At 42.5% G+C, this 26,794-nt stretch carries 17 protein-coding genes and 1 pseudogene; 8 read left to right on the plus strand and 10 right to left on the minus strand.

The features are described 5' to 3' along the window. Nucleotides 1-10: 10 nt before the first annotated feature. The 3 genes from AAEY97_RS04995 to AAEY97_RS05005 all read left to right on the plus strand — a co-directional run bounded on the left by AAEY97_RS04995 (nt 11) and on the right by AAEY97_RS05005 (nt 7,438). Entirely contained in the window at nt 11-3,262 is a 3,252-nt protein-coding gene (locus AAEY97_RS04995) for an efflux RND transporter permease subunit (protein ID WP_350978120.1), read from the plus strand. Continuing rightward, nucleotides 3,259-6,324 carry an efflux RND transporter permease subunit gene (locus tag AAEY97_RS05000; protein WP_350996986.1) on the plus strand — a complete coding sequence of 1,022 codons (3,066 nt, stop codon included), beginning with the start codon at nt 3,259-3,261 and terminating at the stop codon, nt 6,322-6,324. The genes AAEY97_RS04995 and AAEY97_RS05000 overlap by 4 nt, the downstream gene beginning before the upstream one ends. Nucleotides 6,325-6,553: 229 nt before the next feature. Then, nucleotides 6,554-7,438: an MBL fold metallo-hydrolase gene (locus AAEY97_RS05005; RefSeq protein WP_350996990.1), complete on the plus strand. Its 885-nt coding sequence runs from the start codon at nt 6,554-6,556 to the stop codon at nt 7,436-7,438. Between the two features lie 117 nt (nt 7,439-7,555). Here the strand turns inward: AAEY97_RS05005 and AAEY97_RS05010 are convergent, their stop codons facing one another. From AAEY97_RS05010 to AAEY97_RS05030, 5 genes are all read right to left on the minus strand, one after another. Then, nucleotides 7,556-8,287, minus strand: coding sequence for a BUD32 family EKC/KEOPS complex subunit (locus AAEY97_RS05010; protein ID WP_162023353.1), 732 nt, complete (start codon nt 8,285-8,287; stop codon nt 7,556-7,558). A gap of 407 nt (nt 8,288-8,694) precedes the next feature. Continuing rightward, nucleotides 8,695-8,871 carry a Trm112 family protein gene (locus tag AAEY97_RS05015; RefSeq protein ID WP_101086858.1) on the minus strand — a complete coding sequence of 59 codons (177 nt, stop codon included), beginning with the start codon at nt 8,869-8,871 and terminating at the stop codon, nt 8,695-8,697. After that, on the minus strand, nt 8,861-9,868 hold the full coding sequence (gene lpxK, locus AAEY97_RS05020) for a tetraacyldisaccharide 4'-kinase (protein WP_192115104.1): 1,008 nt from the start codon (nt 9,866-9,868) through the stop codon (nt 8,861-8,863). The genes AAEY97_RS05015 and lpxK overlap by 11 nt, the downstream gene beginning before the upstream one ends. Before the next feature lie 16 nt (nt 9,869-9,884). After that, complete coding sequence (gene msbA, locus AAEY97_RS05025; protein WP_101086856.1) at nt 9,885-11,687, minus strand: lipid A export permease/ATP-binding protein MsbA; 1,803 nt, start codon at nt 11,685-11,687, stop codon at nt 9,885-9,887. A gap of 37 nt (nt 11,688-11,724) precedes the next feature. Next, nucleotides 11,725-14,220 (minus strand): DNA internalization-related competence protein ComEC/Rec2, encoded by a 2,496-nt coding sequence (locus AAEY97_RS05030; protein ID WP_350996995.1) that lies wholly within the window; start codon nt 14,218-14,220, stop codon nt 11,725-11,727. A 31-nt stretch (nt 14,221-14,251) separates the two neighbouring features. Between AAEY97_RS05030 and AAEY97_RS05035 the strand changes: the two genes are divergently transcribed. Continuing rightward, the gene (locus AAEY97_RS05035) at nt 14,252-14,758 is read left to right on the plus strand and encodes a DUF2062 domain-containing protein (protein ID WP_350996998.1); all 507 of its coding nucleotides are present in this window, start codon (nt 14,252-14,254) and stop codon (nt 14,756-14,758) included. Between the two features lie 188 nt (nt 14,759-14,946). On the opposite strand, the pseudogene AAEY97_RS05040 reads toward AAEY97_RS05035, so the two are convergent. The 4 genes and pseudogenes from AAEY97_RS05040 to AAEY97_RS05055 form a co-directional block, all read right to left on the minus strand. Then, nucleotides 14,947-15,185 (minus strand): annotated as a pseudogene (locus tag AAEY97_RS05040) (DUF3624 domain-containing protein). Nucleotides 15,186-15,395: 210 nt separating this feature from the next. Beyond that, entirely contained in the window at nt 15,396-16,637 is a 1,242-nt protein-coding gene (gene lolE / locus AAEY97_RS05045; RefSeq protein ID WP_350997001.1) for a lipoprotein-releasing ABC transporter permease subunit LolE, read from the minus strand. Further along, nucleotides 16,634-17,338, minus strand: a complete 705-nt coding sequence (gene lolD, locus AAEY97_RS05050; protein ID WP_350997108.1) for a lipoprotein-releasing ABC transporter ATP-binding protein LolD — start codon at nt 17,336-17,338, stop codon at nt 16,634-16,636. Before lolD ends, lolE begins: the two co-directional genes overlap by 4 nt. An 8-nt stretch (nt 17,339-17,346) precedes the next feature. After that, complete coding sequence (locus tag AAEY97_RS05055; protein ID WP_350997004.1) at nt 17,347-18,591, minus strand: lipoprotein-releasing ABC transporter permease subunit; 1,245 nt, start codon at nt 18,589-18,591, stop codon at nt 17,347-17,349. A 157-nt stretch (nt 18,592-18,748) separates the two neighbouring features. On the opposite strand from AAEY97_RS05055, the gene AAEY97_RS05060 reads away from it, so the two are divergent. From AAEY97_RS05060 to AAEY97_RS05070, 3 genes are read left to right on the plus strand one after another with little or no spacing between them, the layout of a single operon-like run. After that, a complete protein-coding gene (locus AAEY97_RS05060; protein ID WP_101086847.1) occupies nt 18,749-19,348 on the plus strand; it encodes a hypothetical protein in 600 nt (199 codons plus the stop codon). A gap of 54 nt (nt 19,349-19,402) precedes the next feature. After that, nucleotides 19,403-22,939 (plus strand): transcription-repair coupling factor, encoded by a 3,537-nt coding sequence (gene mfd, locus AAEY97_RS05065; RefSeq protein ID WP_101086846.1) that lies wholly within the window; start codon nt 19,403-19,405, stop codon nt 22,937-22,939. Further along, nucleotides 22,929-23,921, plus strand: a complete 993-nt coding sequence (locus AAEY97_RS05070) for a peptidoglycan binding protein CsiV (RefSeq protein WP_162023360.1) — start codon at nt 22,929-22,931, stop codon at nt 23,919-23,921. Before mfd ends, AAEY97_RS05070 begins: the two co-directional genes overlap by 11 nt. Before the next feature lie 138 nt (nt 23,922-24,059). On the opposite strand, the gene nagZ is transcribed toward AAEY97_RS05070, so the two are convergent. After that, nucleotides 24,060-25,085 carry a beta-N-acetylhexosaminidase gene (gene nagZ / locus AAEY97_RS05075; RefSeq protein ID WP_162023361.1) on the minus strand — a complete coding sequence of 342 codons (1,026 nt, stop codon included), beginning with the start codon at nt 25,083-25,085 and terminating at the stop codon, nt 24,060-24,062. A 233-nt stretch (nt 25,086-25,318) separates the two neighbouring features. On the opposite strand from nagZ, the gene AAEY97_RS05080 reads away from it, so the two are divergent. Further along, entirely contained in the window at nt 25,319-26,695 is a 1,377-nt protein-coding gene (locus tag AAEY97_RS05080; RefSeq protein WP_101086843.1) for an L-serine ammonia-lyase, read from the plus strand. Nucleotides 26,696-26,794: the final 99 nt, after the last annotated feature.

A 26,794-nucleotide genomic window follows, 5' to 3' on the forward strand; every position in this document is an offset into this window, starting at 1 on the left:
GAGCGGGATAATGTCAATAATTAACACTTCGGTTAAACGCCCCGTCACTGTATGGATGTTCATGTTAGCTGTGATGCTTTTTGGCATGGTAGGGTTTTCTCGCCTCGCGGTAAAACTGTTACCCGATTTAAGCTATCCCAGCGTGACCATACGCACAGCCTATGACGGTGCCGCTCCGGTTGAAATTGAGCAGCTGGTATCAAAACCAATTGAAGAAGCTGTTGGGGTGGTAAAAGGACTGCGGAAAATAAGTTCAATTTCACGTTCTGGCATGTCTGATGTTGTGCTCGAGTTTGAATGGGGCACAAATATGGACATGGCTAGCCTTGAAGTGCGTGAAAAAATCGACACTATCGAGCTGCCCTTAGACATTAATAAACCATTATTACTGCGTTTTAACCCCAATCTTGATCCCATCATGCGCTTAGCTTTTTCTGTACCCAATGCCGATGCGGAACAATTAAAGCAAATGCGAACCTTTGCAGATGAGGAGTTAAAACGACGTTTAGAAGCCTTATCCGGTGTTGCCGCCGTAAGGCTATCAGGCGGGTTAGAGCAAGAAGTTCATATTGAATTAAATCAACAAAAACTAAGCCAATTGAACCTTAATGCCGACCAGGTTAAGCGCCGTATAAATGAAGAAAATATCAACCTTTCAGCAGGTAAAGTGATTCAGGGTGATAAAGAATACTTGGTCAGAACCTTAAATCAATTCAATTCATTAGATGAATTAGGTCAAGTGATTATCTACCGCGATGGCCAAACGTTAGTCAGATTATCTGATATTGCGGTGATTAGTGATGCCTACAAAGAACGCAGTGATATTACTCGCATCGGCGAAGTAGAATCGATTGAATTAGCCATATACAAAGAAGGTGACGCCAATACCGTTGCTGTTGCACAAAAGCTACGATCTGAACTTGAAAAAATCAATCAAGCTAATGAACACAATAAGTTAAAAGTAATTTACGACCAATCTGAGTTTATTGAAAGCGCAGTCAATGAAGTGACATCGGCAGCGTTATTTGGCAGCTTACTGGCGATGCTGGTAATTTACCTGTTTTTACGGGACATTATTGCCACATTAATTATTTCTATCTCGATTCCCTTTTCGGTTATTGCTACCTTTAACATGATGTACTTTGCCGATATCAGCTTAAACATTATGTCGTTAGGTGGTATTGCGTTAGCAATTGGTTTATTGGTCGACAATGCAATTGTGGTATTAGAAAACATAGACCGTTATAAATCTCAAGGCATGAGTAAAGTTGAAGCTGCCGTCACAGGATGTAAAGAAGTCTCAGGCGCCATTTTTGCATCAACACTCACCACTCTAGCTGTATTTGTCCCTTTAGTGTTTGTCGACGGCATTGCAGGAGCCTTATTTGCCGACCAAGCGCTCACGGTCACGTTCGCCCTACTCGCCTCATTATTTGTTGCCTTAACAGCCATTCCCATGTTGGCATCACGACAAGGCTTCACCAGCCTGCCGCAACCTATTGAAGTCGCCCAAAAACCGAAACCCACTAGCCGAAAAGGCAAAGTGGCCTACTACTTACTGGCTGTGCTGAGCTTTCCATTTAAACTCTTGTTTAGCTATTTGCCTTCAGGATTATTAACCGCAATTATTGTCATTAGCCGTTTTGTAAGTAGTGTATTTGGGCTATTACTCAAACCCATCTGTGCTGGTTTTAACTACTTATATCGCATCGTCGAATCAATCTATTTCCGGGTGTTACATCACGCTCTACGCTATCAAGTATTGACCATTGTGTTAGCACTTTTGGTAACCCTAGCGTCAAGCAGTTTACTGCCTAAGTTAGGTGTCGAGTTAATCCCGCCGATGAATCAAGGTGAGTTTTATGTCGAAGTATTATTACCGCCAGGCACCGAAGTCAGTGAAACTGATGCTGTATTACAACAACTAGCGCTGTCGATTAAAGACCGTGAAGATGTGAAACACGCCTATAGTCAGGCCGGTAGCGGTGGGTTAATGACATCGGATACAGCAAGAGGTGGTGAAAACTGGGGCCGATTACAAGTGGTACTCGCAGACCCTTTAGCCTTTAATGCGGTTAGTCAGGTATTGCGTAACACAGCAAAAAATATTCCTGAACTAGAAGCGCAAATTGAACACCCTGAATTATTCAGTTTTAAAACCCCGCTTGAAATTGAGCTATCGGGTTATGATTTAGCTCAACTCAAACAAAGTGCAGACCAACTGGTTAAAGCCTTGTCTGATTCTGACCGCTTTAGTGACATCAATACTACCTTGCGCGATGGCCAACCAGAGATCAGTATTCGCTTTGACCATGCCCGTTTAGCCTCGCTGGGAATGGACGCTCCGACAGTCGCTAACCGCATAGCCCAACGTGTCGGTGGCACTATTGCCAGCCAGTTTACGGTACGCGATCGTAAAGTGGATATTTTGGTGCGCAGTGAATTAAGCGAACGCGATCAAATCAGCGACATTGAATCGTTAATTATTAATCCCAATAGTGCCCAACCAATTCCATTAAGTGCTATTGCCACAATCGATTTGCAAATTGGCCCTTCAGCAATTAATCGTATCAGTCAACAACGAGTCGCTATTGTGTCGTCTAATTTGGCTTACGGTGACTTAAGCGAAGCGGTCATTGAAGCCCAGCAGATATTGGCTAAACAGCAGCTACCAAGTTCGATTCAGGCCAGATTTGGCGGCCAAAATGAAGAAATGGAGCACTCATTTGACTCATTGAAAATAGCCCTCGTTTTGGCTATCTTCCTAGTGTATTTAGTGATGGCAAGCCAATTTGAATCATTGTTGCATCCACTGCTAATCTTAATCGCTGTTCCAATGGCCGTTGCCGGCAGTATTGTGGGTTTATTCATTACCGGGACCCATTTGAGTGTAGTGGTATTTATTGGCTTAATTATGCTAGCAGGTATTGTGGTCAACAATGCGATTGTATTGGTTGACCGTATTAATCAATTGCGCCAAGAAGGTATTGATAAACTGACCGCGATTAATGATGCCGCGCAATCTCGTTTACGTCCTATCATGATGACAACCCTAACCACTACCTTAGGTTTATTACCAATGGCAATAGGCATTGGCGATGGCAGTGAAGTTCGTGCGCCAATGGCTATTACAGTCATTTTCGGATTAAGCATGTCAACCTTGCTTACATTGTTAGTTATTCCCGCTTTATATGCGCTATTTGACCGTAAACAATATACCCAAAGCGACGTTGAGTTTAATACAGCGGAGACGCCAGCATGAACATCACTCAACTGGCGATAAAGCGCCCCGTCACCACCTGCATGTTTTTCTTGGCCATTATGTTGTTTGGCATGGCGGCCAGTAGAATGCTGCCATTAGAAATGTTTCCAGGAATTGATATTCCACAAATTGTGGTGCAAGTTCCGTACAAAGGCTCCAGCCCTGCAGAAGTTGAACGCGACATCACTAAAGTGCTGGAAGAGTCACTTGCTACCATGAGCGGCATAGAAGAGGTGCGATCAGATTCAACCCAAGACGGGGCGTTTATTCAGCTCAACATGAAATGGGGTGAAGATGTTGCCACCAAAAGCCTAGAAGCGCGCGAGAAAATTGACTCGGTAAGGCATTTATTACCAAAAGATGTTGAGCGCGTCATGATCCAACAGTTCTCAACCGCCGATATGCCGGTGTTAACCATTCGCATATCAAGCGAGCGCGAACTCTCTAATGCATTTGATTTGTTAGACAAACAGCTTCGTAAGCCACTTGAACGCGTTGATGGCGTATCAAAAGTCACCCTTTATGGTGTTGAACAAAAACAGATTGAAATCCGACTTGATGCCGATAAATTAGTCGCATCAAGCCTTAATAGTCTCGATTTACGATCGCGTTTACTGGCAGAAAACTTTGTCATCAGTGCGGGTACCCTAAGAGAAAATTCACGGGTGTATCAAGTCTCACCAAAAGGTGAATTTACCAGCCTTGATGATATCAATAATCTGGTGATTGTGCCGGGTATCCGCTTGCAAGATATTGCGATGGTAAGCTATGCCCTGCCCGAGAAAATTGAAGGCCGACATTTAGATCAAAAATATGCGGTGGGTATTGATGTATTTAAGGAATCTGGTGCCAATTTAGTAGAGGTGTCTGATCGTGTGCTAAGCGTTATCGAACAGGTTAAGCAAGATCAGCAATTTAATGGCATCAAACTGTTTATCATGGAAGACCAAGCCTATGGGGTTAAGTCCTCACTCAAAGACTTATTACTGTCTGGCTTAATGGGTGCGGTACTGTCATTTGGGGTGCTGTTTCTGTTTTTGCGTAACCTTAAAATGACCTTAGTGGTTATCTCATCGGTACCGATTTCATTATGTATGACATTGGCTGGTATGTATTTTTTAGGCTACAGCTTAAATATTTTATCGATGATGGGATTGTTATTAGCCGTCGGCATGTTGATTGATAATGCGGTGGTGGTCACCGAAAGCGTGCTACAAGAGAAACAAGCTGGGCACATTGACGACACTTGTCAGATAAAAGCCAACCAACAAGCCGTGTTAACTGGCGTTGAAAAAGTCTCTTTGGCGGTTTTAGCAGGCACATTAACCACCGCCATTGTATTTTTACCGAATATTTTCGGCGTAAAAGTGCAACTGACCATCTTTTTAGAACATGTTGCTGTGGCCATTTGTATCTCGCTAGCGGCTTCATTATTGGTAGCGAAAACATTAATCCCACTGATGCTCAACCACTTTCACTTTGAAGTGCAGGCCGCTAATGACAACAATCGCTTAGGGCGTTTTTATCAACGTAGCCTCACGTGGATATTAACCCGACCAAAACGTTCTGGTGTCATCGCAGTGGCATTGTTGATATCGACAGCATTGCCATTAAGCATGGTGCAACAAGATCAAGGAGATGGCGAAGGTAATGACCGGTTATACATTAATTACCAGCTAGAAGGTCGCCATAATCTAGCGGTGACCGAAGCCATGATTAATAGCATGGAAACGTATTTATACAGCAATAAAGACACGTTTTATATTGATGCGGTTTACAGTTACTACGCCCCGCAAGATGCACAATCAACCATTTTATTACAAAAAGACATCCCAATAGACATTGGTGAGTTAAAGAAAATGATCCGCGAAGGATTTCCTAAATTTTCGATTGCTACGCCACAATTTGGTTGGGGCAATGAAAATAACGGCATTCGTGTAACCTTAACGGGACGCTCAACAACCGAACTAATCCGCATCAGTGAACAAGTGATGCCATTGCTCGACAATATAGAGGGCTTAGTCGATGTGCGCTCGGAAGTGAATGGCGCCCAACAAGAAGTGGTGGTGGTGATCAACCGAGAAATGGCTGCCCGTCTGGATTTAACCTTAAGCGATATAGCATCGAACATTGCCATTGCCTTAAGAGGGTCGCAGTTACGTTCGTTTCGCCATGATCCTAGCGGCGAACTACGTATCGAACTGGCCTATGACAAAAGCTGGCAGAACTCTTTAGAAAAACTTAAGCAACTGCCGATCATTCGCCAAGGTGACCGAGTTTATACCCTGGACAGTTTAGCTGAAGCAACCGTAGTTCCTCGATTTGATACTATTCGTCATTTTAATCGCCAAACGGCTTTATCCATTGGTGCAAATCTTGAAGATCTCACAACCGAAGAAGCGCAAACCAAAATTACTCAGGTGATGGACTCAGTGAACTTCCCCTACGGGTACGGCTACTCGTTACGCGGTGGTTTTGAACGCCAAGATGAAGACCAGTCCATCATGGCGGTAAATATGATCTTGGCTATCGCAATGATTTATATCGTCATGGCGGCGTTATTTGAATCACTGCTGCTACCGACAGCTATTATCACTTCGATTATGTTCTCAATTACTGGCGTGTTCTGGGCATTGTGGCTCACAGGTACACCAATGTCGGTAATGTCGATGATTGGCATACTTATTTTGATGGGCATTGTGGTTAATAACGGTATTGTACTGGTAGACCAAATTAATCAGATGACACCCGATTTGGATAAGCTAAGTGATACCATCATTAACGTGTGTATTACTCGTTTACGTCCGGTATTAATGACGGTTGCAACCACAGTGCTGGGATTAGTGCCATTAGCAATGGGAGATACTCAGATAGGCGGTGGTGGACCGCCGTATTCGCCAATGGCCATTGCCATTATTGGTGGGTTAACCTTTTCAACCGTCACCAGTTTGTATTTGGTACCATTATGCTACCAAGCACTATATCTGGTGCGCCATAAAGCCGCAATTAGACTAGGGCTAGCCAATGCATTTGCTCAAAAACTGCTGCCTTGGACCAAATAGTCCTACACTTCAGTTCTGCTGGTGCATCGTTATTGTTTACAGTAGTCAATGTTTGCTATGGTCAATGTTTGCTACGGTCAATGCTTAATAAGCTACATTGGAGAAGCGTGATTTTATTTAATCAGATGCTAATTCACTGGATGTTGTTGCACGATAAGTGATCAACTTGTTACGCTAGGCAGTATTAATAACAATAAAATAATTGCTATGACAGCAATGAGGGATCGTCATGAAACTAACATTTCAACGTCACATCATCGGACTCAGTGCAGTAGCGATGCTTGCATTAGCTCAAACGTCAGCCATTGCTGATGATAAGTTCAGTGATGTGGTCATTAAATCCAACAAACTAGACAATAATACTTACATGTTTATCGGGGCCGGAGGCAATATTGCGGTTTCAGCTGGAGATGACGGCATATTAATTGTTGATGATCAATTTGCACCTTTAGCCGATAAAATTACCGCCGCACTTAATGATATTCAACCTGGCTTGCCTAAATACATCGTTAATACTCATTACCATGGTGACCATACGGGTGGAAACGCCCACTTTGGTGAAACAGGCTCTATCTTAGCTCATCATAATGTTCTCGAACGTCTCAAAGCGGATAGCAGTACTCCTGCGTCAGCATTGCCCGTTATCACTTATGAAGACAATATCTCAATTCATTTTAATCAAGATACTTTAGAGGTTATTCACCTAAGTCCAGGCCATACCGATGGTGACAGTGTCGTCATGTGGCAAAAAGCCAATATTATTCACATGGGCGATTTATACTTTAAAGACCGCTTTCCGTACATTGATTTAGCGGCGGGAGGCTCTGTAACAGGCTATCGTGAAAACGTCAGCTTGATCCTCGATCGTTTAGACAATAAAACTAAGGTAATACCCGGTCATGGCGAGTTAGCCGATAAAAATGCACTGCTAAAATTCAAGCATATGCTTGATGACAGTATTAATTGGATGCGTGGTGAAATTGAAATGGGCCATGATTTAGCCACCATCAAAAAACAGGGCGTTCCAGCAAAATATGCTAATTGGGCTTGGGAATTTATCTCGGCAGATAAATGGATTGAAACTTTATATCAAGACCTAGCCGCAAAATCTTAACTAGATAATCCATTTCGGTATATCAATCAAGATCACTGCCGGTCTACATACAAAAAGCTTGCTGTCTAGGCAAGCTTTTTGTATAAAATACCAACGTAGTTAAAGGTATTACAGACACTATGCCAGTGTTAAAGGCGCTTGCCTGAAATGCCACAACACCCAATACACTGGCTTCAAATCTTTTCCACCAATATCTCGAAAAGGTCTCGCGAAATAATATAACCATTGCCAGGAAGCTAAAAATTGCTTGGCTTTTTGCCATATTGCTTCACCACCCGCTAAACGATAACAAGCAATAGCTTGATTAATCACATTATTATTGGGTCCAATATAGCGATATAAGCTATGGATAAACACCAACACATCTCGAATTTGTTGTGAGACAACTGATTTATGCTGTTGATTCGCCTCAAAATCGATAAATTTAACCTCACCGGCTTGCCAGCTAATGTCACGTAAGGCTGGACGACCATGAGCAAGCTGCATAGAGTGTAGTTTCGCTAATGCTACGCTGACATCATTTAAAATGGGTTGCCATAAGGTTTGGTTTGTACACTCGAGCAGATGATTAATGGTACTTCCAGCGTCTTCGACAACCATGTAACCGTCACCAAAATCGACAACCGCAGGCACTGGTGCACCTAAATGACTTAGCGTATTTAATACACCAATTTCTTTATGTAATGCAGCTGTGGAGTTTTGCTTTAATAAACGCATCGCCCCTGCAAGATGCTCTACTTGCTTCAACCAATATCGCTTACCTTGGTATTCGAAAGGCACTACACGTTCGCCACGGTGTTCACGATAAACCTTAGCCACATGTTGTTGAAAACTATCATTCTCAGCCATAAAACAACCTAGTCATCGACTCACTATTACTGATGACTAAATTATCTTACTAACGTTTATAGAACTCAATTAAATCAATGATTTTTAGTGCTTTTTGATAGAATATTAGCTTTATATAAAAACTTCATACATACCTTGTATACAAACTAAAAACACAAAAGATACATTTGGTTACCATCGATATTAATCAGTATAAATATCCGATCAATTCATCATTAAATAGCACACACGATAAATGACCATGATTAATGACTAAGGTAAAAATGATTAGATAAACGGAGCTAAGAGCAAACTGTTGATAGCTGAATAAGAAAAATGTTGCAGCTCAATATAATGGCTTTCCTCAAACAAAAAAAGCGCCCTTTTGGGCGCTTAATCATTCAATCATTTTTCACATCATCGAACCGTTATTCAGTCACTAACGCTGTAGCACGATTTTCTAACAATACCGGAATACCTTCGGTAATAGGGTACGCTAATTTATCAAACTTGCAGATCAGTTGTTGCGACTCTTTGTCGTAATCTAGCTTGCCTTTACATACTGGGCAGGCCACAATTTCGAGTAATTTTTTATCAAATGCCATGAGACAATCCTTTTTTAGTTTGAGCCACTTGCTGTAATTGGCTCAACAATGCGTGATCAAATTCTGAGTTAAGCTTCGCATTTACAGGTAAATACCACCAGTTTGATTGTGCAAAATCGCGACATTTAACCGCATCTTTTTCAGTCATTAATAATGAATGCTGTACGGATAAGTCACTTAATTGCTTTTGGTCAAAAGCTTGGTGATCTGCGAACTCAACTGTTTGTACTACTTTATAGCCTAACTGGCTAATACTATTAAAAAAACGTTGCGGGTTACCAATACCCGCCATCGCAACGACACTGTGTTGCTGATTAAACTTATCGTCTAGGTTATTGTCAACCTGACAAAGCGGCGCGGGCTCTAGTGCCATCAGCACTTCACCGGTTTGAGCTGGTCCGCCATTATTTATCACAAAATCAACTGAATTTAACCGCCACAAACCTTCACGTAAAGGGCCTGCGGGTAACAAGCAGTGATTGCCATAACGACGCTCACCATCCACTAAAGCAATTTCGATATCACGGCCTAAGGCATAATGCTGTAAGCCATCATCACTAATAATCACATCAACATCAAAGTCTGCTAATAATGTATGCGCTGCGCTCACTCTCTTGGCACCGACAACCATAGGTACTTGAGTACGAGCCACTATCATTGCAGGCTCATCCCCTACATCATTAGCTTTTGCATTAGGATTGACAGCAACAACACCATCGATATTAACTCCATAGCCTCGGCTTATCACACCTGGCTTGTAACCATGTTGGCGTAACAGTTCAATTAAATAAATTACTGTTGGAGTTTTACCACTGCCTCCCGCGGTGATATTACCCACCACTATTACGGGGACAGGTAATACTTGCGCTTGTTTTAGCCCACAACTAAACAGTAACCGCCTAATAGTGGATATTAACCAAAATACCCCAGATAACGGCAGTAATAACCATTTAGCTTGATGACCTTGATACCAAATGCGATGAATAAGCTGTTGCATCACAACCACCTAATCATTATTGACTGAACTGCATCTGGTAAAGATTCGCGTAAATACCGGCTTGGGCAATTAACTCACTGTGATTACCGCGTTCAACAATTTTCCCTTGATCGATAACCAAAATTTCATCAGCGCTTTCTATGGTTGATAAGCGATGGGCAATCACAATAGAGGTGCGATTATGACGAAGATTATCGAGGCCTTTTTGAATCGCTTTTTCCGACTCAGTATCTAATGCCGATGTTGCTTCATCTAAAATTAACACTGGCGCATCACGTAACATGGCGCGAGCAATGGCAATACGTTGGCGCTGGCCGCCTGAAAGCAACACGCCATTTTCGCCGACTTGGGTATCAAGACCTTCAGGTAAAGTATCAATAAATTCCATGGCATAGGCTAATTCTGCTGCATGCACAATTTGTTCGCGAGTCACTTCACCTGGATAAGCATAAGCAATGTTATTGGCGATAGTGTCGTTAAACAAGGTAACTTGTTGCGACACTAGAGCGACTTGATTACGCAGTGATTTTAGTTGGTAATCATAAATACTGGTGTCATCAAGACGGATATCACCGGTTGATAAATTACCATAAAAGCGAGTAATCAAACTGGCAATGGTCGATTTACCAGAGCCTGAACGGCCTACTAATGCAACCGTTTTACCCGGCTTAACTTCAAAATTAATCCCATTAAGTGCAGACTTTTCTTGGCCAGGATATGCAAATGTCACATTATCAAAGGTCAACTTACCTTCAACTCTATCGATACTAAATGCACCATTATCTGGTTCTGGTGGGGTGTCTAATAATTCAAATACTGTGGTACAAGCGGCAATACCACGCTGAAATTCCGCATTGACACGGGTTAAGTTTTTAATCGGTTGTAGCATGGCTAACATGGCGCCTAAAATAGCAGCAAAAGTACCAGCGGTTAAATCCGTTCTCATGCTATCCCAAGTAGCGGCATACAACACAAACGCCAATGCGAATGAACCAATCACCATAATGAGCGGCTGGCTGATTGACTGCGCAACCGCAAGTTTCATGTTTTGGTAGCGGTTACGATCGTTAACTTGGAAAAAGCGTTCAACCTCAGTTTTTTGTCCACCAAACACTAATACGTTTTTATGGCCCTTAATCATCTGCTCTGTGGTTGCGGTTACACCGCCCATTGCAGATTGAATTTGCTTAGAAACCTTGCGAAAGCGTTTGCTGACAACACTAATAACCACGCCCATGATGGGGCCTATCACCAAAATGCATAACGACAATTTCCACGAATAGTAGAACATAATGCCTAACATACCGATGGCCGTCATGCTGTCTCGGACGATTGAAATTAACGCACTGCCTGATGCTCGAGCAATTTGTTCGGTATCAAACGTAACGCGCGAAATCAAATTACCGCTATTTTCACGGTCAATATAACTCACAGGTAAACGTAGGTAATGCTCAAACACTTGTTGACGCATATCCATAATGAGCTGAGCACTCATGTACGACACACAATAGGTCGACACAAAGTTAGCCACTCCACGTAAACTAAACATTAAAATAACCGCTATTGGGGCCATTAACATAATGTCTTTATTGGCGTTAAAGCCACCGTGTGTTGGTAAGTCGACACCGGCGACTATCGCTGGAGTTTGACTAAAGCCTTCATCAATAAACGGCTTAATAAATGCGATAAACGCTGCATCGACAGCGCCATAAGTAATAAGACCTAGAACAGCCATAATAAACATGGCTTTCATCGGTACGACATAGGCCATCAAACGTTTGAAAACGACCCACATTTCATTTTTAGGTGATGCTGACATTGAATCCAATACTTAACTAGCAAACATGAATAACATTCTACTCTGCTTTAAGTGACTCACCAAATCTAAACAAACGGTTATACCAAAATGGGGCAATTTGCTGACGATAAGTGGTCACTTTGTATCCTTCATCAGTGAAGTTGATGCTTATTTGTCCGACATGGCCAGTTTGTAATATTTTACTGCCTTGTTGTTGATACCGCGCCACAATATCCGGTTTAGGAAAACCATATTGATTAGAGAAACCTGCGGTAAAAATAGCTAATTGGGGGTTAACACTATCAATAAAGGCTTGGGTAGATGAGGTTCGACTACCGTGGTGCGGAACGAATAAAATATCGGCTTGAATATCTGCATTTACCGCGAGAAGTACTTGCTCTCGTGGAGCTTCAATGTCTCCGGTTAACAATACTGTAGATTGACCGTCAAACAATTTAACCACGCAGGAGCGGTTATTATCATTACTATTGGCGCTTAACAGATTTGGGATAAAACTCAGTTGTACACCGCGCCAAAATAATTCACCGTCACAAGTTTTTACGCCATGTGATGAATCAGTTAAGGCTGAGACTGACATTGAAAAATCAGCAATTAATGTCGCCTGTGGAAATTGTTCGACTAATACGTTTAATCCACCAGCATGATCATTATCGTCATGACTCACGACAATATAATCAATATAACGAATCCCCTTACTCGCCAAAAAAGGCAATATCGCACGTTGAGCATAACTGAACTCGCCATAAGCAGCGCCAGTGTCGTAAATAACCCCGTGCTGCCCTTGCTGTAAAACCACAGCCATTCCTTGAGCCACATCGATGGCATGAAGCTGCCATGGTGTTGAACCTAACGAAGACGCTGGCGATAACAATATCTCATGGGTCACTAACTTGTTCATGATGACTGGCAGCATAAGCACTGACACTATAACGCGATAACTCCACTTGCGCTGACTCGGCACATAACCGCGTAACATCAACAATATCAGCGCAAAAACAAAAAAGACTCCCGCAGCTAACTCTTGTTCGGTTAACACCAGTTGTTTTAACGGCAAGCGATCACTCAACTGCAATAACCACGCAAAGGGCTCCAAACTAAAATTAGCCCACTGAAATATCATTACGCTTAGGCTTTGCAATGAAACAATATCAATCGCTAACAACCATAGGATGCACAACGCCAGTAACCAAATGCAAAAACTCAGCATGGTTAATGGAATAACCACCAAACTAAACCAAGGTACCAGCAGCATATTCAACCAGATACTATGAGGTGCAATGCCACCAAATAATATCCCTTGCAAAACACCGAGTAACAGCGCTAAACGCCATTGAATAGACCACAATATAATAAGTCCATGTAAAATTTTATCCTTAAGCTGTATAGCTTTTTGGATACATTTGTCCCTCAAAGTGAACTTAGAAACTTCAATGTCTGGGTTAACAAGAGCAGTGCTTAAGCTAGAACGTTGATCTACCGAATCAGGTTTCACCGACAATAAAATAATCACCAATGCACCAAAAGATAACCACAACCCTGCACCTAGTGACGCAAAAGGATCGACCAACAATACAAAAAATAATGCATATACAAGTCGATCCCAATGATGACTAAATTGTTTAATAAAGCTGAATATCATCAATAAAAATAGCATCAGCAATGCGCGTTGAGTGGCAATAGCAAACCCAGATAAGTAGCCATAACCTAAGGTAAATGCTGCCGCAAATACCATTGCGAGTTGGATTTTAGCCAAATGCTGCCAAGAGAAAACATAACGACTTACCCCAATCAAAATGCCATAGAATAAACCGAAAACCACCGCCAGATGTAAACCTGAAATCGCGACTAAATGCCCTGCCCCTGTCTGCCGCAACTGCTGCCAACGTTCAGAGGTTAACGCGCTTTTATCACCAAAAATCAACGCTTGTAAAATATCGCCCTGAGAAAAGTGTGCCAATAAAGGCGATAATGTTTCCATGATCTGTTGACGCATCGATCCACTGTGACTAAGCAACTCAGCTTGCTTAACTCGACCTTTGGCTACAATATGTTTACTAATAAAGTACTTTTGCTGGTTAAAACCACCTTGATTTTGGATACTCGAAATCCCTTTAACCTTTGCACTAAATTGCCATATTTGGCCAACAACAATTTTATCTGGCTTTTGCCATGTTAATCGGTAATATCGCTCCACATTATTAAGCGACAACGTCTCTAAAAAAGCGTCTTGATAAGGTTTTTCCATGACGCGCACATCAAAACTAATCCAGTCGCTGTTTTGGCTAACTAGTGATACTATCTGCGCCTTAAACTCGATTTGTTGCGACTTTTCAGCATATTGATGCATATATAGACAATGAAACAATAGGCTCAGCCAAATGACGGCGAATAAACAGCCAGCCATAAGCGGCCCTTTGCGAAGGCAAAGAAGCATAGCCAAGAATAGAATGGGCAAACACCATATTGGTGCCAGCGAAGGCCATAACATCGCTGATAAAGAACAGGCGCAAAAGCCATAGATAAATCGATTCATAATGAATTAGTTAAGACATTAATCGACAAATATGCCAAAAAAATTAATACAAAGATTTATGCCAAAACCAGAAACACTTCGTGAACATAAGTATTTACGGATGTTTGGCACACTATTGCACAAACCTAATTTATGGGTATTAAATCGCAAATCAGCGCCAGGAGCCTTTGCTGTTGGGCTATTTGTGGCTTGGATCCCCATGCCATTTCAAATGGTCGTTGCTGCTGGATTCGCCATTATATTTAACGTCAACCTTCCGGTTGCTGTGGCGCTGGTATGGATAACAAATCCACTGACGATGCCTATAATGTTTTATGGTGCCTACTTGTTAGGCGCTAAAATCCTAGGTCATAAAGCACAAGCATTTCAGTTTGAAGCCAGCTGGGCATGGATTGAAGCATCAGTATCAACCATCGGCCCACCCTTTCTCGTTGGTTGCTTCGCACTCGGTATTGTCAGTGCGCTAGTTGGATTTATTGTTATTAAGAGCATGTGGCGCTATTCAGTTCTGTTTAAATGGCAAAAACGTAAAGGTTAGAAAGCCATCAATAGATTGATCAACTTAATACCATTAAGGCCGTTTCTGCGGCCTTAATTATTGATAAGCTAAGGATGTTAATTTATATTTGTGCCATTGGGCTTGGCCATCCGTGAATATAAACGATGGGGTGGCTCAACATATGCCTATGACGATAATCTATTAATAATACGGCAAAGGGATGTTGGTTATTGTTGCTTTGTAACCGCTCGATAAGCCCACACCATCAAGTGCAGAATCAGTAAGCCGGTAAAGCTAGTAGCAAGAAAAGTAGCGCGATAGACTCGACCGTCTTGGGCGTATCGGCGTAGTAATACCACCACAGTGGCCAGGTGAATAAGCTAAGAGCCGTTAACTGCCACATACAGCGTTTACAACGGCCAATTTTCTGTTTAAAAACCGAATCAGTGCATTGATTACAAGACATAACACATCCTTATAAGCCATACACAGGCTGCAAATTAACTCGCTAACTAGTAAACATGACGTATAAATACTCATACACCACCATGGCTCAACTCAGATTGTTTACGCTATCACTCATTGGCTCGATAATTCAATAAGCGACGATGTTACAACCCAATTAAGCCCTAAAACCGAATGAAGCGCTACAACCAAGTGTTCATCTGCACCTAAACTATCGGCCCGCTAATGCTGTCGCTGGTGCTATTTTAGTGGCTTTCCATGCGGGGTAAATAGTCGCAAGTAAGCTCATGACCAATCCCATAACAATAACGACTATCACATCTTGACCATGAAGTTGCGACGGTAAAAAGTCGATAAAATAAATATCTGACGCCAATAGCTGAATACCCAACAATTGCTCAAAGCCATTTGCTATCGCGCTCAAGTTATAGGCAAAAGCGACGCCAAACACACCGCCAATAGTGCACCCCATAAGCCCATTTAATGCACCCTGTAACATAAATATGGTCATTATAGCGCCACGACTGATGCCCATTGTCATTAAAATAGCAATTTCAGAGGCTTTATCACGTACTGCCATCACTAATGTCGACACAATGTTAAAGCACGCCACAGCAATCACCAGCGCTAATACCAAGTACATCACTAAACGCACTAACTGAATATCTTGATAGACATGCCCTTGTGAGCGAGTCCAATCATTAATGTATAAATATTGTTCTTGGGCGAACCCCAAATCACGAGTAATGCTCGCTGCATTAAGTACATTAGCGACTTGAATGCGTACTCCGCTAACCGAAGTCCCTAGCGTTAACATATCAGCCAGATACTCCATCGATGTATAAGCCTGGATTGATTCAATTTCCCCGCCGACATCATATACACCAGAGACCACAAACCGATGACTTTTAGCCGAGGTTAATTGACTGTTATTGGCATCTGGGGTGAACATAGCTAACGTGTCGCCGACATTAAGCTCTAATTTAGTCAATAAACTACGGCCTAAAACAATATTATTTTGATCGCCCTGTAACGACTGCCATGCCTCTGTAGACATGTATTGGTTAATGCTCGACACATCAGCTTCATGGTTAATATCAATACCCGTTACCACCAGTCCTTGAAAACCACTCGGCTTTTGCACTAACCCTTGCAAGCGAATAAACGGTGCTACACCGGTAATTTGTGGTAAGTTTTGTGCGCTTTTAGCAATTACCTGCCAGTCGGCGATGGGTTCATTCACACCAACAAGTTCACCATGAGATGCCACGCCCAATAAACGTTGTTGCAATTCTTTTTCAAAGCCATTCATGGCCGACAACAACACAATCAGTACACCGACGCCTAACGCAATGCCCGCAGTTGAAGCAAATGAAATAAAACCGATAAAACGATTTGATTGCCTGGCACGAAAAAAACGCCAACCAATTGTTAATGGTAACCACTGACTCATTCGGCCTGCCCTGCACTATTAGGAACCACTTGTAACACACCATCTTTCATGGTCAATTGACGGTCCATTTTAGCGGCTAATTTATGATCATGAGTCACTACAACAAACGCAGTATCAAATTGCTGAGCCAGCTCGCGGATCATCGCATAAACATTATCTGCACTACTGGCATCTAAATTACCCGTTGGCTCATCGGCTAACACTAACTTGGGCTTGTTTATTAATGCCCTAGCTATCGCAACACGTTGACGTTCGCCACCAGACAATTGCGCTGGGATATGATGTAATCGATGCCCCAAACCAACACGATCTAGTAAGCTTTTAGCATCAACCAAAGCTTGCTTTTTATCTCTACCTTGGATAAACGCAGGCATAGCGACGTTTTCAATCGCAGTAAATTCGGGTAATAAATGATGGAACTGATAAATAAAGCCTAAATCGTTATTACGCACTTGTGCTTGGCGTACCGCAGACAATTTATATATGTCTTCGCCATCAAGTAATACCGAACCCGACGTTGGCGAATCTAAGGTGCCCATAATGTGTAGTAAGGTACTTTTACCTGAACCTGAACTCCCCACTATGGCCAATTGTTCGCCTTTATAAACCGTTAAATCGACTCCAGACAATACATGAGTAGTCACTTCACCATCATGATATTGCTTGCTGACATGATTAACTTGTAATAACGCGGTTTGTATTTGACTCATTATTCGTATCTCAAAGCAGTAGCGGGTTGAACCCTTGCAGCCGATAGCGCAGGGTAAAGAGTGGCAAGTAAGGTAATTAATAGCGAGCCAACAATAATATAACTCATTTGATTTATCGACAATTGCACTGGTAATGTTTGCCCAACACCTAAAATAGAAACACCAAGACCAGATAGAATTTCATTTAAATTCAAGGTGACAGCAATACCAACAACCGTCCCTAGAATTAAACCTAACAAAGCATTTAATAATCCCTGCACAATAAATATGCCCATCACAGACGAGGTTGTGACACCTTGTGTTTTGAGTACAGCAACATCAGTGGTTTTATCGACCACCATCATGACCAATGCCGACACCATATTAAACGCGGCAACAGCAACGATTAAACTTAACATCAACGACATCATGTTTTTTTCCATCTTAACGGCCGAGAATAAGTGGCCAAAGTCTTGCCGCCAGTCGCTGGTTTGGATTTCAATATTTTGCTTAGCAAATCCAGCAACCACTTTGGGTGCTAACGCTGGCGCGGAAAATGGATCGTTCAAATAGACCCGTAATTCATTAATGGTATGACTGTCTTGGCGCATCAATTTACGCGCATCTTTATAATGCACATAGGCAACACTGGAATCGACTTGCGAGCCCATTTCAAATACACCTGCAACGGTAAATTTACGCTGACTCGGCACCGGGCCCATGGGTGAATAGACCACCCCGTCACCGCTTAACACTCTAACCTTATCGCCCGCTTTAACGTCTAATTTGCGAGCTAGATCAGTGCCGAGCACAATTGAATACTTGCCAGCTTGTAACGTTGAAAAAGCATCTGAATAAGTATGAGCCGCAATGCTCGACAATGATTGCTCAAGCTCTGGGTAAACTCCATACATTTGTATAGCTTGAATGTTACTGCTCGATTGGATCATGGCTTGAGTGGTCGCACTAGGCACAATGCCACGAATATTTTGTAGTAAATATTTGTCCGCCAACAGGCTTTGGCTACTTTGTTGCCAATCCCTAAATCCCATATCACTGATCAGGGTCATTTGTGGCACAGCCCCTAAAATGCGATTTTTTAGCTGGCCTTCGAGTCCATTCATCACTGAACTGACCACTATCAATGCTGCAACACCTAAAAAAATACCCGATACCGCAAAGAAGGTAATAAAAGAGGCAAAAGCATTCGCTTTTCGGGCTCGCCAGTAACGGTAGCCAATAAAAAAAGAAAATCCTAAATTCATAAAAAAATACTAATCCTGTGCGCCTATTGGGGCGTATAAGTCAGACAATCAGGCAAAATGTGAATATGAAAACAACAAGCCAGCGTGTATGACTTGCTAAATCATTAAGTTGGGCACGATAATAGGGCTATTAGTGTGATAAATAAAGAGGCAAACCTTGATACCTGACAGCAATTCTTATTTTAGTGTGCCTCACCACTTTAATGTTTACTTAACTTCGTGGGATGCAAACCAAGCTTTACCCACAGATGATGAACTCCGCGACATGCAATCTGTTGGGTTAAAACTACTGACCGAAGTGAAAAGTCTTGAAGCAAATTGTTTACTGCAACTGCGCAATTTAGACAATGATGCTAAAGCCGTAGTGGATTTTTTAAAGCTACAATCGCGTAAAGTCGATTTAGTATTGCAACACGTGTTGGAAAAAGAAGTTCAAGATGGTGAGTTATTTAAAGGTGATCAATTTGGTGGCAGTGGAATTAGTATCATTTCATCACGTCCATTAGTTGTAAATGAATACGTTAAGACCCACATCTATTTGCATACAGAATTAGTGGCATTGCTGTGTCTGTGCCAAATACAAAGCTGCACCCCAATATCAACAGATGACGCCATCGAAACCGCATATTGGCGCTGTGAACTTGAATTTAGCCAAATACTTGAAGATGATATTGAGCAATTAGTTAAAGCAAGCTTGAATGTACAACAAAAAATGCTAAAAAAACGTAAACAGAATATCGATAAACAGCGTAGCTGAAGCCTCGCCTCATTCAATACGACTTGATCGCAAACGGAACTGACAAAGATTTCAATGAACCTATTTAGTGTACTCACGCCGCCGAGTGTAAAAAAAGGCCAACAAACGCAAACTTTGGCAACATTGGGTGGCGTGTCGCAAGCCATCACCCTCGCCAACTTAATCAATAACCATCCTGGCACCAGTATTATTGTCACTCACGATACGCCTAGTGCGTTATCGCTTGAGGTCGAACTGAGTTATTTATTAAACCACATCAATGTGAATGTATGTTTGTTCCCCGATCGTGAAACCTTGCCTTACGATAGCTTTTCGCCGCACCAAGACTTAATATCGCAGCGACTTGAAACCTTAGCCAATATTGGTCAAAGCCAGCACAATGTGGTCATCGTACCGGTAAATACCTTAATGGTTCGCCTACCGCCTAAATCATTTATGACTGCCAATGTCATGGTGCTTAATAAAGGCGACACATACAGTTTACAGCAAGCCAGACAACACCTTACTGATACCGGTTATCATATTGTCGATCAAGTATATGAACATGGTGAGTTTGCTATTCGTGGCTCTATTATCGATATTTTTCCTACCGGCTCAAAACAACCATTACGCATAGAATTGTTTGATGATGAAGTTGAATCGATACGTTTTTTTGATGTTGATACTCAGCGTTCAGGCATGGCTCGCGATGCGATTCGCATGCTGCCAGCCAAAGAATTTCCCACCGACAGCAATGCTATTGAAGGTTTTAGACAACGTTATCGTCGTCGCTTTGAAGTCATTTCAAAAGAGGCCGAATCAGTTTATCAACTCGTCAGCCGTAATTTAATGCCCGCAGGCATTGAAAACTACTTACCGTTATTTTTCGATGACACGGCCACATTGTTTGATTATTTGCCGCAAAACAGTCAACTCATCACCTTAGGCAATATTGAAAAAGCCAGTTTAGCGCACTTACATGAAGTCAATGTTCGCTACGAAGACCGACGTGTTGATCCACTAAGGCCGTTATTGGCGCCCAAAGAACTTTACTTGCTTAATGATGAATTATTCGCGGCATTTAAATCTTTTACTCGTACCCAATTATTACAGCAATATATTGCCACCGACACCAATAATGCCGGCGAGCCGCTAGCTGAAGTTGCACTTCCAACGCATACCCTCATCGCTAACGTTGAAACACTGCCCGACATCAATGCTAACCATAAACTCAAACAGCCACTCATTGCGTTACAAGAGTATTGTCAGCAGCATCCAAAATTAGTGTTTAGTGCCGAATCGGAAGGCCGCCGAGAAGCCCTGTTAGACTTGTTTGCCAAAATTGACATTAAACCCAAGCAGTTTGCTCATCTTAACGACTACCTCGCAGCCAAAGACAATATAGGCTTAATCGTGTCGCCTTTAGCGCGAGGTTGTGTGCTAACCGACACCGCAAAAGGTGCAGTAAGTATCATTTGTGAAACCGAACTGTTTGGTCAGCGTATTTCGCAGCAACGTCGCCGCGAAAAACAAAAACAAGTTAGCACCGATGTTTTAGTCAAAAACCTAGCTGAACTTAAAGTCGGTCAACCTATTGTCCACCTAGAGCACGGTGTTGCGTTATACCAAGGATTAGAAACGCTTGATACTGGCGGTTTGGTTGCAGAATATTTAAAACTGGAATATTCAGGTGGCGACAAGTTGTATGTGCCAGTGTCGTCACTGCACCTTATCAGTCGCTATAATGCCAGCGGCGATGGTAATACCCACCTCAATAAGTTAGGTAACGAAACCTGGGCTAAGGCCAAGAAAAAAGCCATAGAACGTATTCGTGATGTGGCCGCTGAGTTGTTGGATGTATATGCTCGTCGTCAAGCTCGTCCTGGCGATGCAATGAGTATTGATGAAGAAGAATACGCCCAATTCAGTCAAGGTTTCCCATTTGAAGAGACCGTCGACCAAGAAAGTGCCATTCACGCAGTACTTGAAGACATGCAAGCACCACGCGCAATGGATCGCTTAGTCTGTGGTGACGTAGGTTTTGGCAAAACAGAAGTGGCCATGCGAGCAGCATTTGTCGCCGTGAATGCCGGTAAACAAGTGGTGGTGTTAGTGCCGACTACCCTGCTTGCCCAGCAACACTACGAAAACTTTAAAGACCGTTTCGCTGATTGGCCTATCGTTATTGAAGTGATGTCACGCTTTAGAACCGCTAAAGAACAAAGCAGTGTTGTTGAACAACTGTCTGAAGGTAAAGTCGATATCGTTATCGGCACTCATAAATTACTGTCATCAGAAGCTAACTTCGACAACCTCGGATTATTAGTCATCGACGAAGAACACCGCTTTGGTGTGCGTCAAAAAGAAAAAATTAAAGCATTACGTGCCAATGTCGACATTTTAACCCTCACCGCCACACCGATTCCGCGGACATTGAACATGGCCATGTCGGGTATGCGAGATTTATCGATTATCGCCACCCCACCAGCTAAACGTTTGGCAGTAAAAACCTTTGTGCGTGAATATGACAAAGCCACGGCACGAGAAGCCATCTTGCGTGAAATTTTGCGTGGTGGCCAAGTGTATTATCTACATAACAATGTTGAGACCATTGAAAAAACCGCGCAAAACATTCGCGATTTACTTCCTGAAGCCCGCGTCATAACCGCCCATGGGCAAATGCGAGAACGCGATCTTGAAAAAGTCATGACCGACTTTTATCACCAACGTTTTAACGTGTTGGTATGTACTACCATTATCGAAACCGGTATCGATGTGCCTAGTGCCAATACCATCATTATCGACCGAGCCGACATGTTTGGTTTAGCACAATTGCACCAGCTTCGCGGCCGTGTTGGGCGATCGCATCACCAAGCTTATGCTTATATGATGACGCCTCATCCTAAACGTATGACCCCAGATGCCCGCAAACGTCTTGCAGCCATTGAAGCCCTAGAAGATCTTGGCGCAGGATTTTTACTCGCCACCCAAGATTTAGAAATTCGCGGTGCGGGTGAATTGCTCGGCGATGAACAAAGCGGCCATATCTCAAAAATTGGTTTTAGCTTATACATGGAAATGCTGGAATCTGCCGTAAAAGCCCTCAAAGAAGGGAAAGAGCCTTCTTTAGCCTATATGATGAGTGCCAAAGCAGAAATCGATTTACGCATTCCGGCGTTATTACCAGAAGATTACGTCAGTGATGTTAATATGCGCTTATCATTGTATAAACGTATCGCTAACTGCGAAACCGACACCATGCTCGATGAACTTAAAGTCGAATTTATTGACCGATTTGGTATGTTACCTGTGCCAACCCGAAATTTAATGGCAATTACTCTGTATAAACATCAAGCAACCGCGTTAGGTATTGTCAAAATAGAAATGCACGCCAAAGGTGGCAGTGTCGAATTTGGTCAAGAAAATCACGTCGATCCGATGTTTATTATTGGTTTGTTGCAAAACCAACCACAAATCTATCGAATGGACGGGCCAAATAAGTTAAAGTTCAACATTCCTGCTGAGACAAGCAAAGAGCGTCTTGAGTTAATCAACACCCTGCTTGAACAGTTCGCTAAACATCAAATTTTGGAGACAAATAGTGCTTCGTAAACTTGCGATTTCTATCGCCGCTATCACAGCGCTATCCCACAGCTTTTCAGCCCATGCAGAATCATGGTTTGAAGTTGAAGTGTTTGTATTTGAACGCCAACAGCCGTCTGTTGAAAAATGGCTCAATGCCACACCACCAAAGCTCAGTAAAGACACTGTGGATATCATTACGCCAGTGATCAGTACCGACATAACCGGGGTTGCCGTTGGCTTAAATGGTTGTACTTCAACCGACTGGACCAATGGCGCCAGTAACTGTAATGACCCAAAAGTCAGTAACAGTATCGCGGCCCATCCAAGCGAAGTTCCGTTTAATATCGGAGCCAGCAAGCCGCAATCCGCATATTTAGGTCAAGGCCCATTACTGCTGGCTCAAAGCCAAGGTAAGTTTAATGACTTAATTCGAACGATCAGTCGCGAACCTTATGTTAAAAGCCTAGTGCATTTAACCTGGCAACAAAATATGCAGTCGCGTAGACGCGCTAAACCAGTGCGTATATTTGGTGGTAAGGATTTTTCAAAGAATTTTGAATATCATGGCTTAGCGGTCAAAAAAGCAACTCAAACAGAAGCCATGCCAAGCACAGAATTTGGTGCCTTAGGTAACGCTTATGAAGCGCCAAAAATAGGTCCTGTATGGGAATTAGATGGCTCGATAAACATTTATCTCAGTCATTATCTGTATATTGAAAATAATCTGGCTTTGCGTAAACCGACTCAAAAAATGCTTGAATCAAGTCCTTTAGAGTTTAATGAATATGCCGCTCTAGAAATAGAAGGTAAAAAGCAACTAGCACCTTATTTAGAAAGCATCCCGCTTATCCAGAATCGTCGTGTGCGCAGTGGCGAGATCCACTACTTTGATCACCCGCAATTGGGTGTTGTGATGCAAATTCGAAAAATGTCTCAACCGACTAATGTTAAACCCATTGATTTAACCGAGCGTGCTACCACTAGCCAACCAGCACCTTATACTGGTTAACAGCTCGATAGCTTAAGACTAAAAAACCGGATCAATTGATCCGGTTTTTTTGCTTAATGGCCTGCTCATTTACTCGACAACCTCTGCCCGGGAGAATAAATACGCCCCCTTAACTCGAGCTGTGGTTATTGAGACAATCTACAATGATTGTGCAATGCGAGTAATGTCCATCGTCAATTGCTGCGCAGCTTGCCAACGCGATTGTTGCTCAAGCGCCTGCAAGGATTGTGCAGTATTACCCTTTAGCGATAATGCGGTATGTGTAGGCTCTGCAGCAGGCCAATCAAACTCGGTTAATAAAGCATTAACACCAACAGGATCATTACAGACCAAGATCATATCACAACCAGCATCTAATGCCGCTTTAGCACGGCCAAGGTAATTACCAGCAAAACTGGCGCCCTTCATGCCTAAGTCGTCAGAAAAAATCACCCCATCAAAACCTAATTGTTGACGTAAAATAGTTTGTAGCCAGTAAGATGAAAAGCCAGCGGGATTAGGATCAATATTTGAATAAACCACATGTGCTGGCATCACACCTTGTAGCTGCTGAGAACCTATCAAGAGCTTAAATGGCTGCATATCAAAAGCTTCCACCTGCTCTTTAGTCCTTGGATCAACTGGCATGGCAATATGTGAATCGGCAGCAACACTGCCATGACCAGGAAAATGTTTTCCTACCGCAGCCATACCGGCCTCATTCATGCCAATGATAAACTGCTGAGCTAATGCACTGACTTCATCAGGATTTGCACTAAAACTGCGCTTTCCAATCACTTCACTTATACCATTTACGTCTAAAACAGGCGCAAAACTTAAATCAATATCACACGCTAACAGCTCAACAGCCATTAAAAATCCGCACTCTTTCGCCCATTGTTTAGCTAATGTTAAATCGCCTTTAGCGGCAGGTAAAATATCACCCATGGCAGGAATTAAACTAAAACCTTCACGAAAACGTTGAACTCGGCCACCTTCATGATCGACCGCAATTAATAATTCAGGGCGAATACTGCGAACACTTTTAACCAATTCAATTAATTGACTTTTATTTTCACAGTTGCGACTAAACAATATAATACCACCCACTTGCGGATGCTGTAATTGCTCAGTTTCTGTTGCAGATACAGTTAAACCTGCAAGATCCATCATTAAATAGCTCAAATCTTTCCCTTATCTATATAGCTGACAATCATGCCAGGTTGATCCAGTCACATTATGCATCAAGTATAAGGCTGGCTAATGTGAGAATAATGCATCAAAAAATCTAATGAACTGTCATTGATTAATGTGTGGGATACTCTACCAAGAATAAGAGATAAACCGCCAACATTACTTTTGACGATTATACTCACTTATAACGAAAACAATAAACGACTCAGCAAGGGTTAAACAACATGATTAGCGTATTTGACATGTTCAAAATTGGTATCGGTCCTTCTAGCTCACATACAGTGGGTCCTATGAAGGCAGGTAAAATTTTTATACAGCATGTCGCTGATAATAATTTATTAGCGAATACCGATGAGTTACAAGCAGAATTATTTGGATCTTTAGGCCAAACAGGTAAAGGTCACGGCACAGGAAAAGCGGTCATTTTAGGCCTGATGGGTGAAGATCCAGAAACCGTAGATACCGATGGGATTGATGCCATTTTAGACATTGTGTCTACGACTCAAAAACTTACCTTAGCAGACGGACGTCAGGTGAAATTTACTCGCGAAGAAGGGGTAACCTACCACAGACGTAAAACCTTACCTGCACATGCTAATGCCATGACCTTATATGCATTGTCTAAAGGCGAATGCATATATCAGCGTACCTATTATTCAGTTGGCGGCGGGTTTATTCTTGATGAAGATGAAATCACTCAACGTAATGCGTCTCCAGCAACGCCAATAGAACAAGCACCTTACGACTTTAATAGTGCATTGCAATTGCTGCAATTGTGCTGCGACAACGGCTTAAGTATTTCATCATTAATGATGGCCAATGAACTTAGCATTGCCAGTGAAGATGATATCAAGCAAGGTTTGTGGAAAATTTGGCAAACCATGAAAAACTGCGTTGAACGTGGTTATCACAAAGAAGGCATATTGCCAGGCGGTTTAAAATTACGCCGACGTGCGCCAGCACTCTACCGTCGCTTAAAAGCGGAAGGGCGAAATAACACTGACCCATTGACCGCTATGGACTGGGTCGATTTATTTGCTTTATCGGTTAACGAGCAAAATGCCGCAGGCGACCGCGTTGTTACAGCGCCAACAAACGGCGCAGCAGGGATTATCCCATCAGTATTGTGTTACTACGATATGTTTGTGCAAGAAGTCGATATCGATGTGTGCAGCCGCTACCTGTTAACCGCTGCTGCCATTGGTATTTTGTACAAGAAAAATGCCTCGATTTCTGGCGCTGAAGTGGGTTGCCAAGGTGAAGTGGGCGTAGCCTGTTCAATGGCAGCCGGTGCGTTAACTGAAATCATGGGCGGAACCGTGGAACAGGTTGAGAACGCCGCTGAAATTGGCATGGAACATAACTTAGGTTTAACCTGCGATCCAGTTGGCGGCCTAGTCCAAGTACCTTGTATTGAACGTAATGCTATGGGTGCTGTAAAAGCGATTAATGCTTCACGCATGGCACTTCGCGGTGACGGTAATCACAAAGTGTCACTGGATAAAGTCATTAAAACGATGATGGAAACCGGTAAAGACATGCGCAGTAAATACAAAGAAACAGCAAAAGGCGGTCTTGCGGTGAATATCGTCGAGTGTTAATTCACGTATTCATTTAATCTGCTCAATTCGACATGCCTGTTAGCGAACCTAACAGGCATTTTTGTATGCCTTAAATGGCGAGTTAACCTGTTAATGATT

The sequence above is a fragment of the Shewanella sp. TB7-MNA-CIBAN-0143 genome (assembly GCF_040310065.1).
In the GTDB taxonomy this organism is placed as follows: Bacteria; Pseudomonadota; Gammaproteobacteria; order Enterobacterales; family Shewanellaceae; genus Shewanella.

What these genes read in the sequence shown, in the direction of transcription:
- AAEY97_RS04995 (WP_350978120.1), top strand. Translation starts at nt 11, where the DNA reads ATGTCAATAATTAACACTTCGGTTAAACGCCCCGTCACTGTATGGATG.
- AAEY97_RS05000 (WP_350996986.1), top strand. Translation starts at nt 3,259, where the DNA reads ATGAACATCACTCAACTGGCGATAAAGCGCCCCGTCACCACCTGCATG.
- AAEY97_RS05005 (WP_350996990.1), top strand. Translation starts at nt 6,554, where the DNA reads ATGAAACTAACATTTCAACGTCACATCATCGGACTCAGTGCAGTAGCG.
- AAEY97_RS05010 (WP_162023353.1), bottom strand. Translation starts at nt 8,287, where the DNA reads ATGGCTGAGAATGATAGTTTTCAACAACATGTGGCTAAGGTTTATCGT.
- AAEY97_RS05015 (WP_101086858.1), bottom strand. Translation starts at nt 8,871, where the DNA reads ATGGCATTTGATAAAAAATTACTCGAAATTGTGGCCTGCCCAGTATGT.
- lpxK (WP_192115104.1), bottom strand. Translation starts at nt 9,868, where the DNA reads ATGCAACAGCTTATTCATCGCATTTGGTATCAAGGTCATCAAGCTAAA.
- msbA (WP_101086856.1), bottom strand. Translation starts at nt 11,687, where the DNA reads ATGTCAGCATCACCTAAAAATGAAATGTGGGTCGTTTTCAAACGTTTG.
- AAEY97_RS05030 (WP_350996995.1), bottom strand. Translation starts at nt 14,220, where the DNA reads ATGAATCGATTTATCTATGGCTTTTGCGCCTGTTCTTTATCAGCGATG.
- AAEY97_RS05035 (WP_350996998.1), top strand. Translation starts at nt 14,252, where the DNA reads ATGCCAAAAAAATTAATACAAAGATTTATGCCAAAACCAGAAACACTT.
- lolE (WP_350997001.1), bottom strand. Translation starts at nt 16,637, where the DNA reads ATGAGTCAGTGGTTACCATTAACAATTGGTTGGCGTTTTTTTCGTGCC.
- AAEY97_RS05055 (WP_350997004.1), bottom strand. Translation starts at nt 18,591, where the DNA reads ATGAATTTAGGATTTTCTTTTTTTATTGGCTACCGTTACTGGCGAGCC.
- mfd (WP_101086846.1), top strand. Translation starts at nt 19,403, where the DNA reads ATGAACCTATTTAGTGTACTCACGCCGCCGAGTGTAAAAAAAGGCCAA.
- AAEY97_RS05080 (WP_101086843.1), top strand. Translation starts at nt 25,319, where the DNA reads ATGATTAGCGTATTTGACATGTTCAAAATTGGTATCGGTCCTTCTAGC.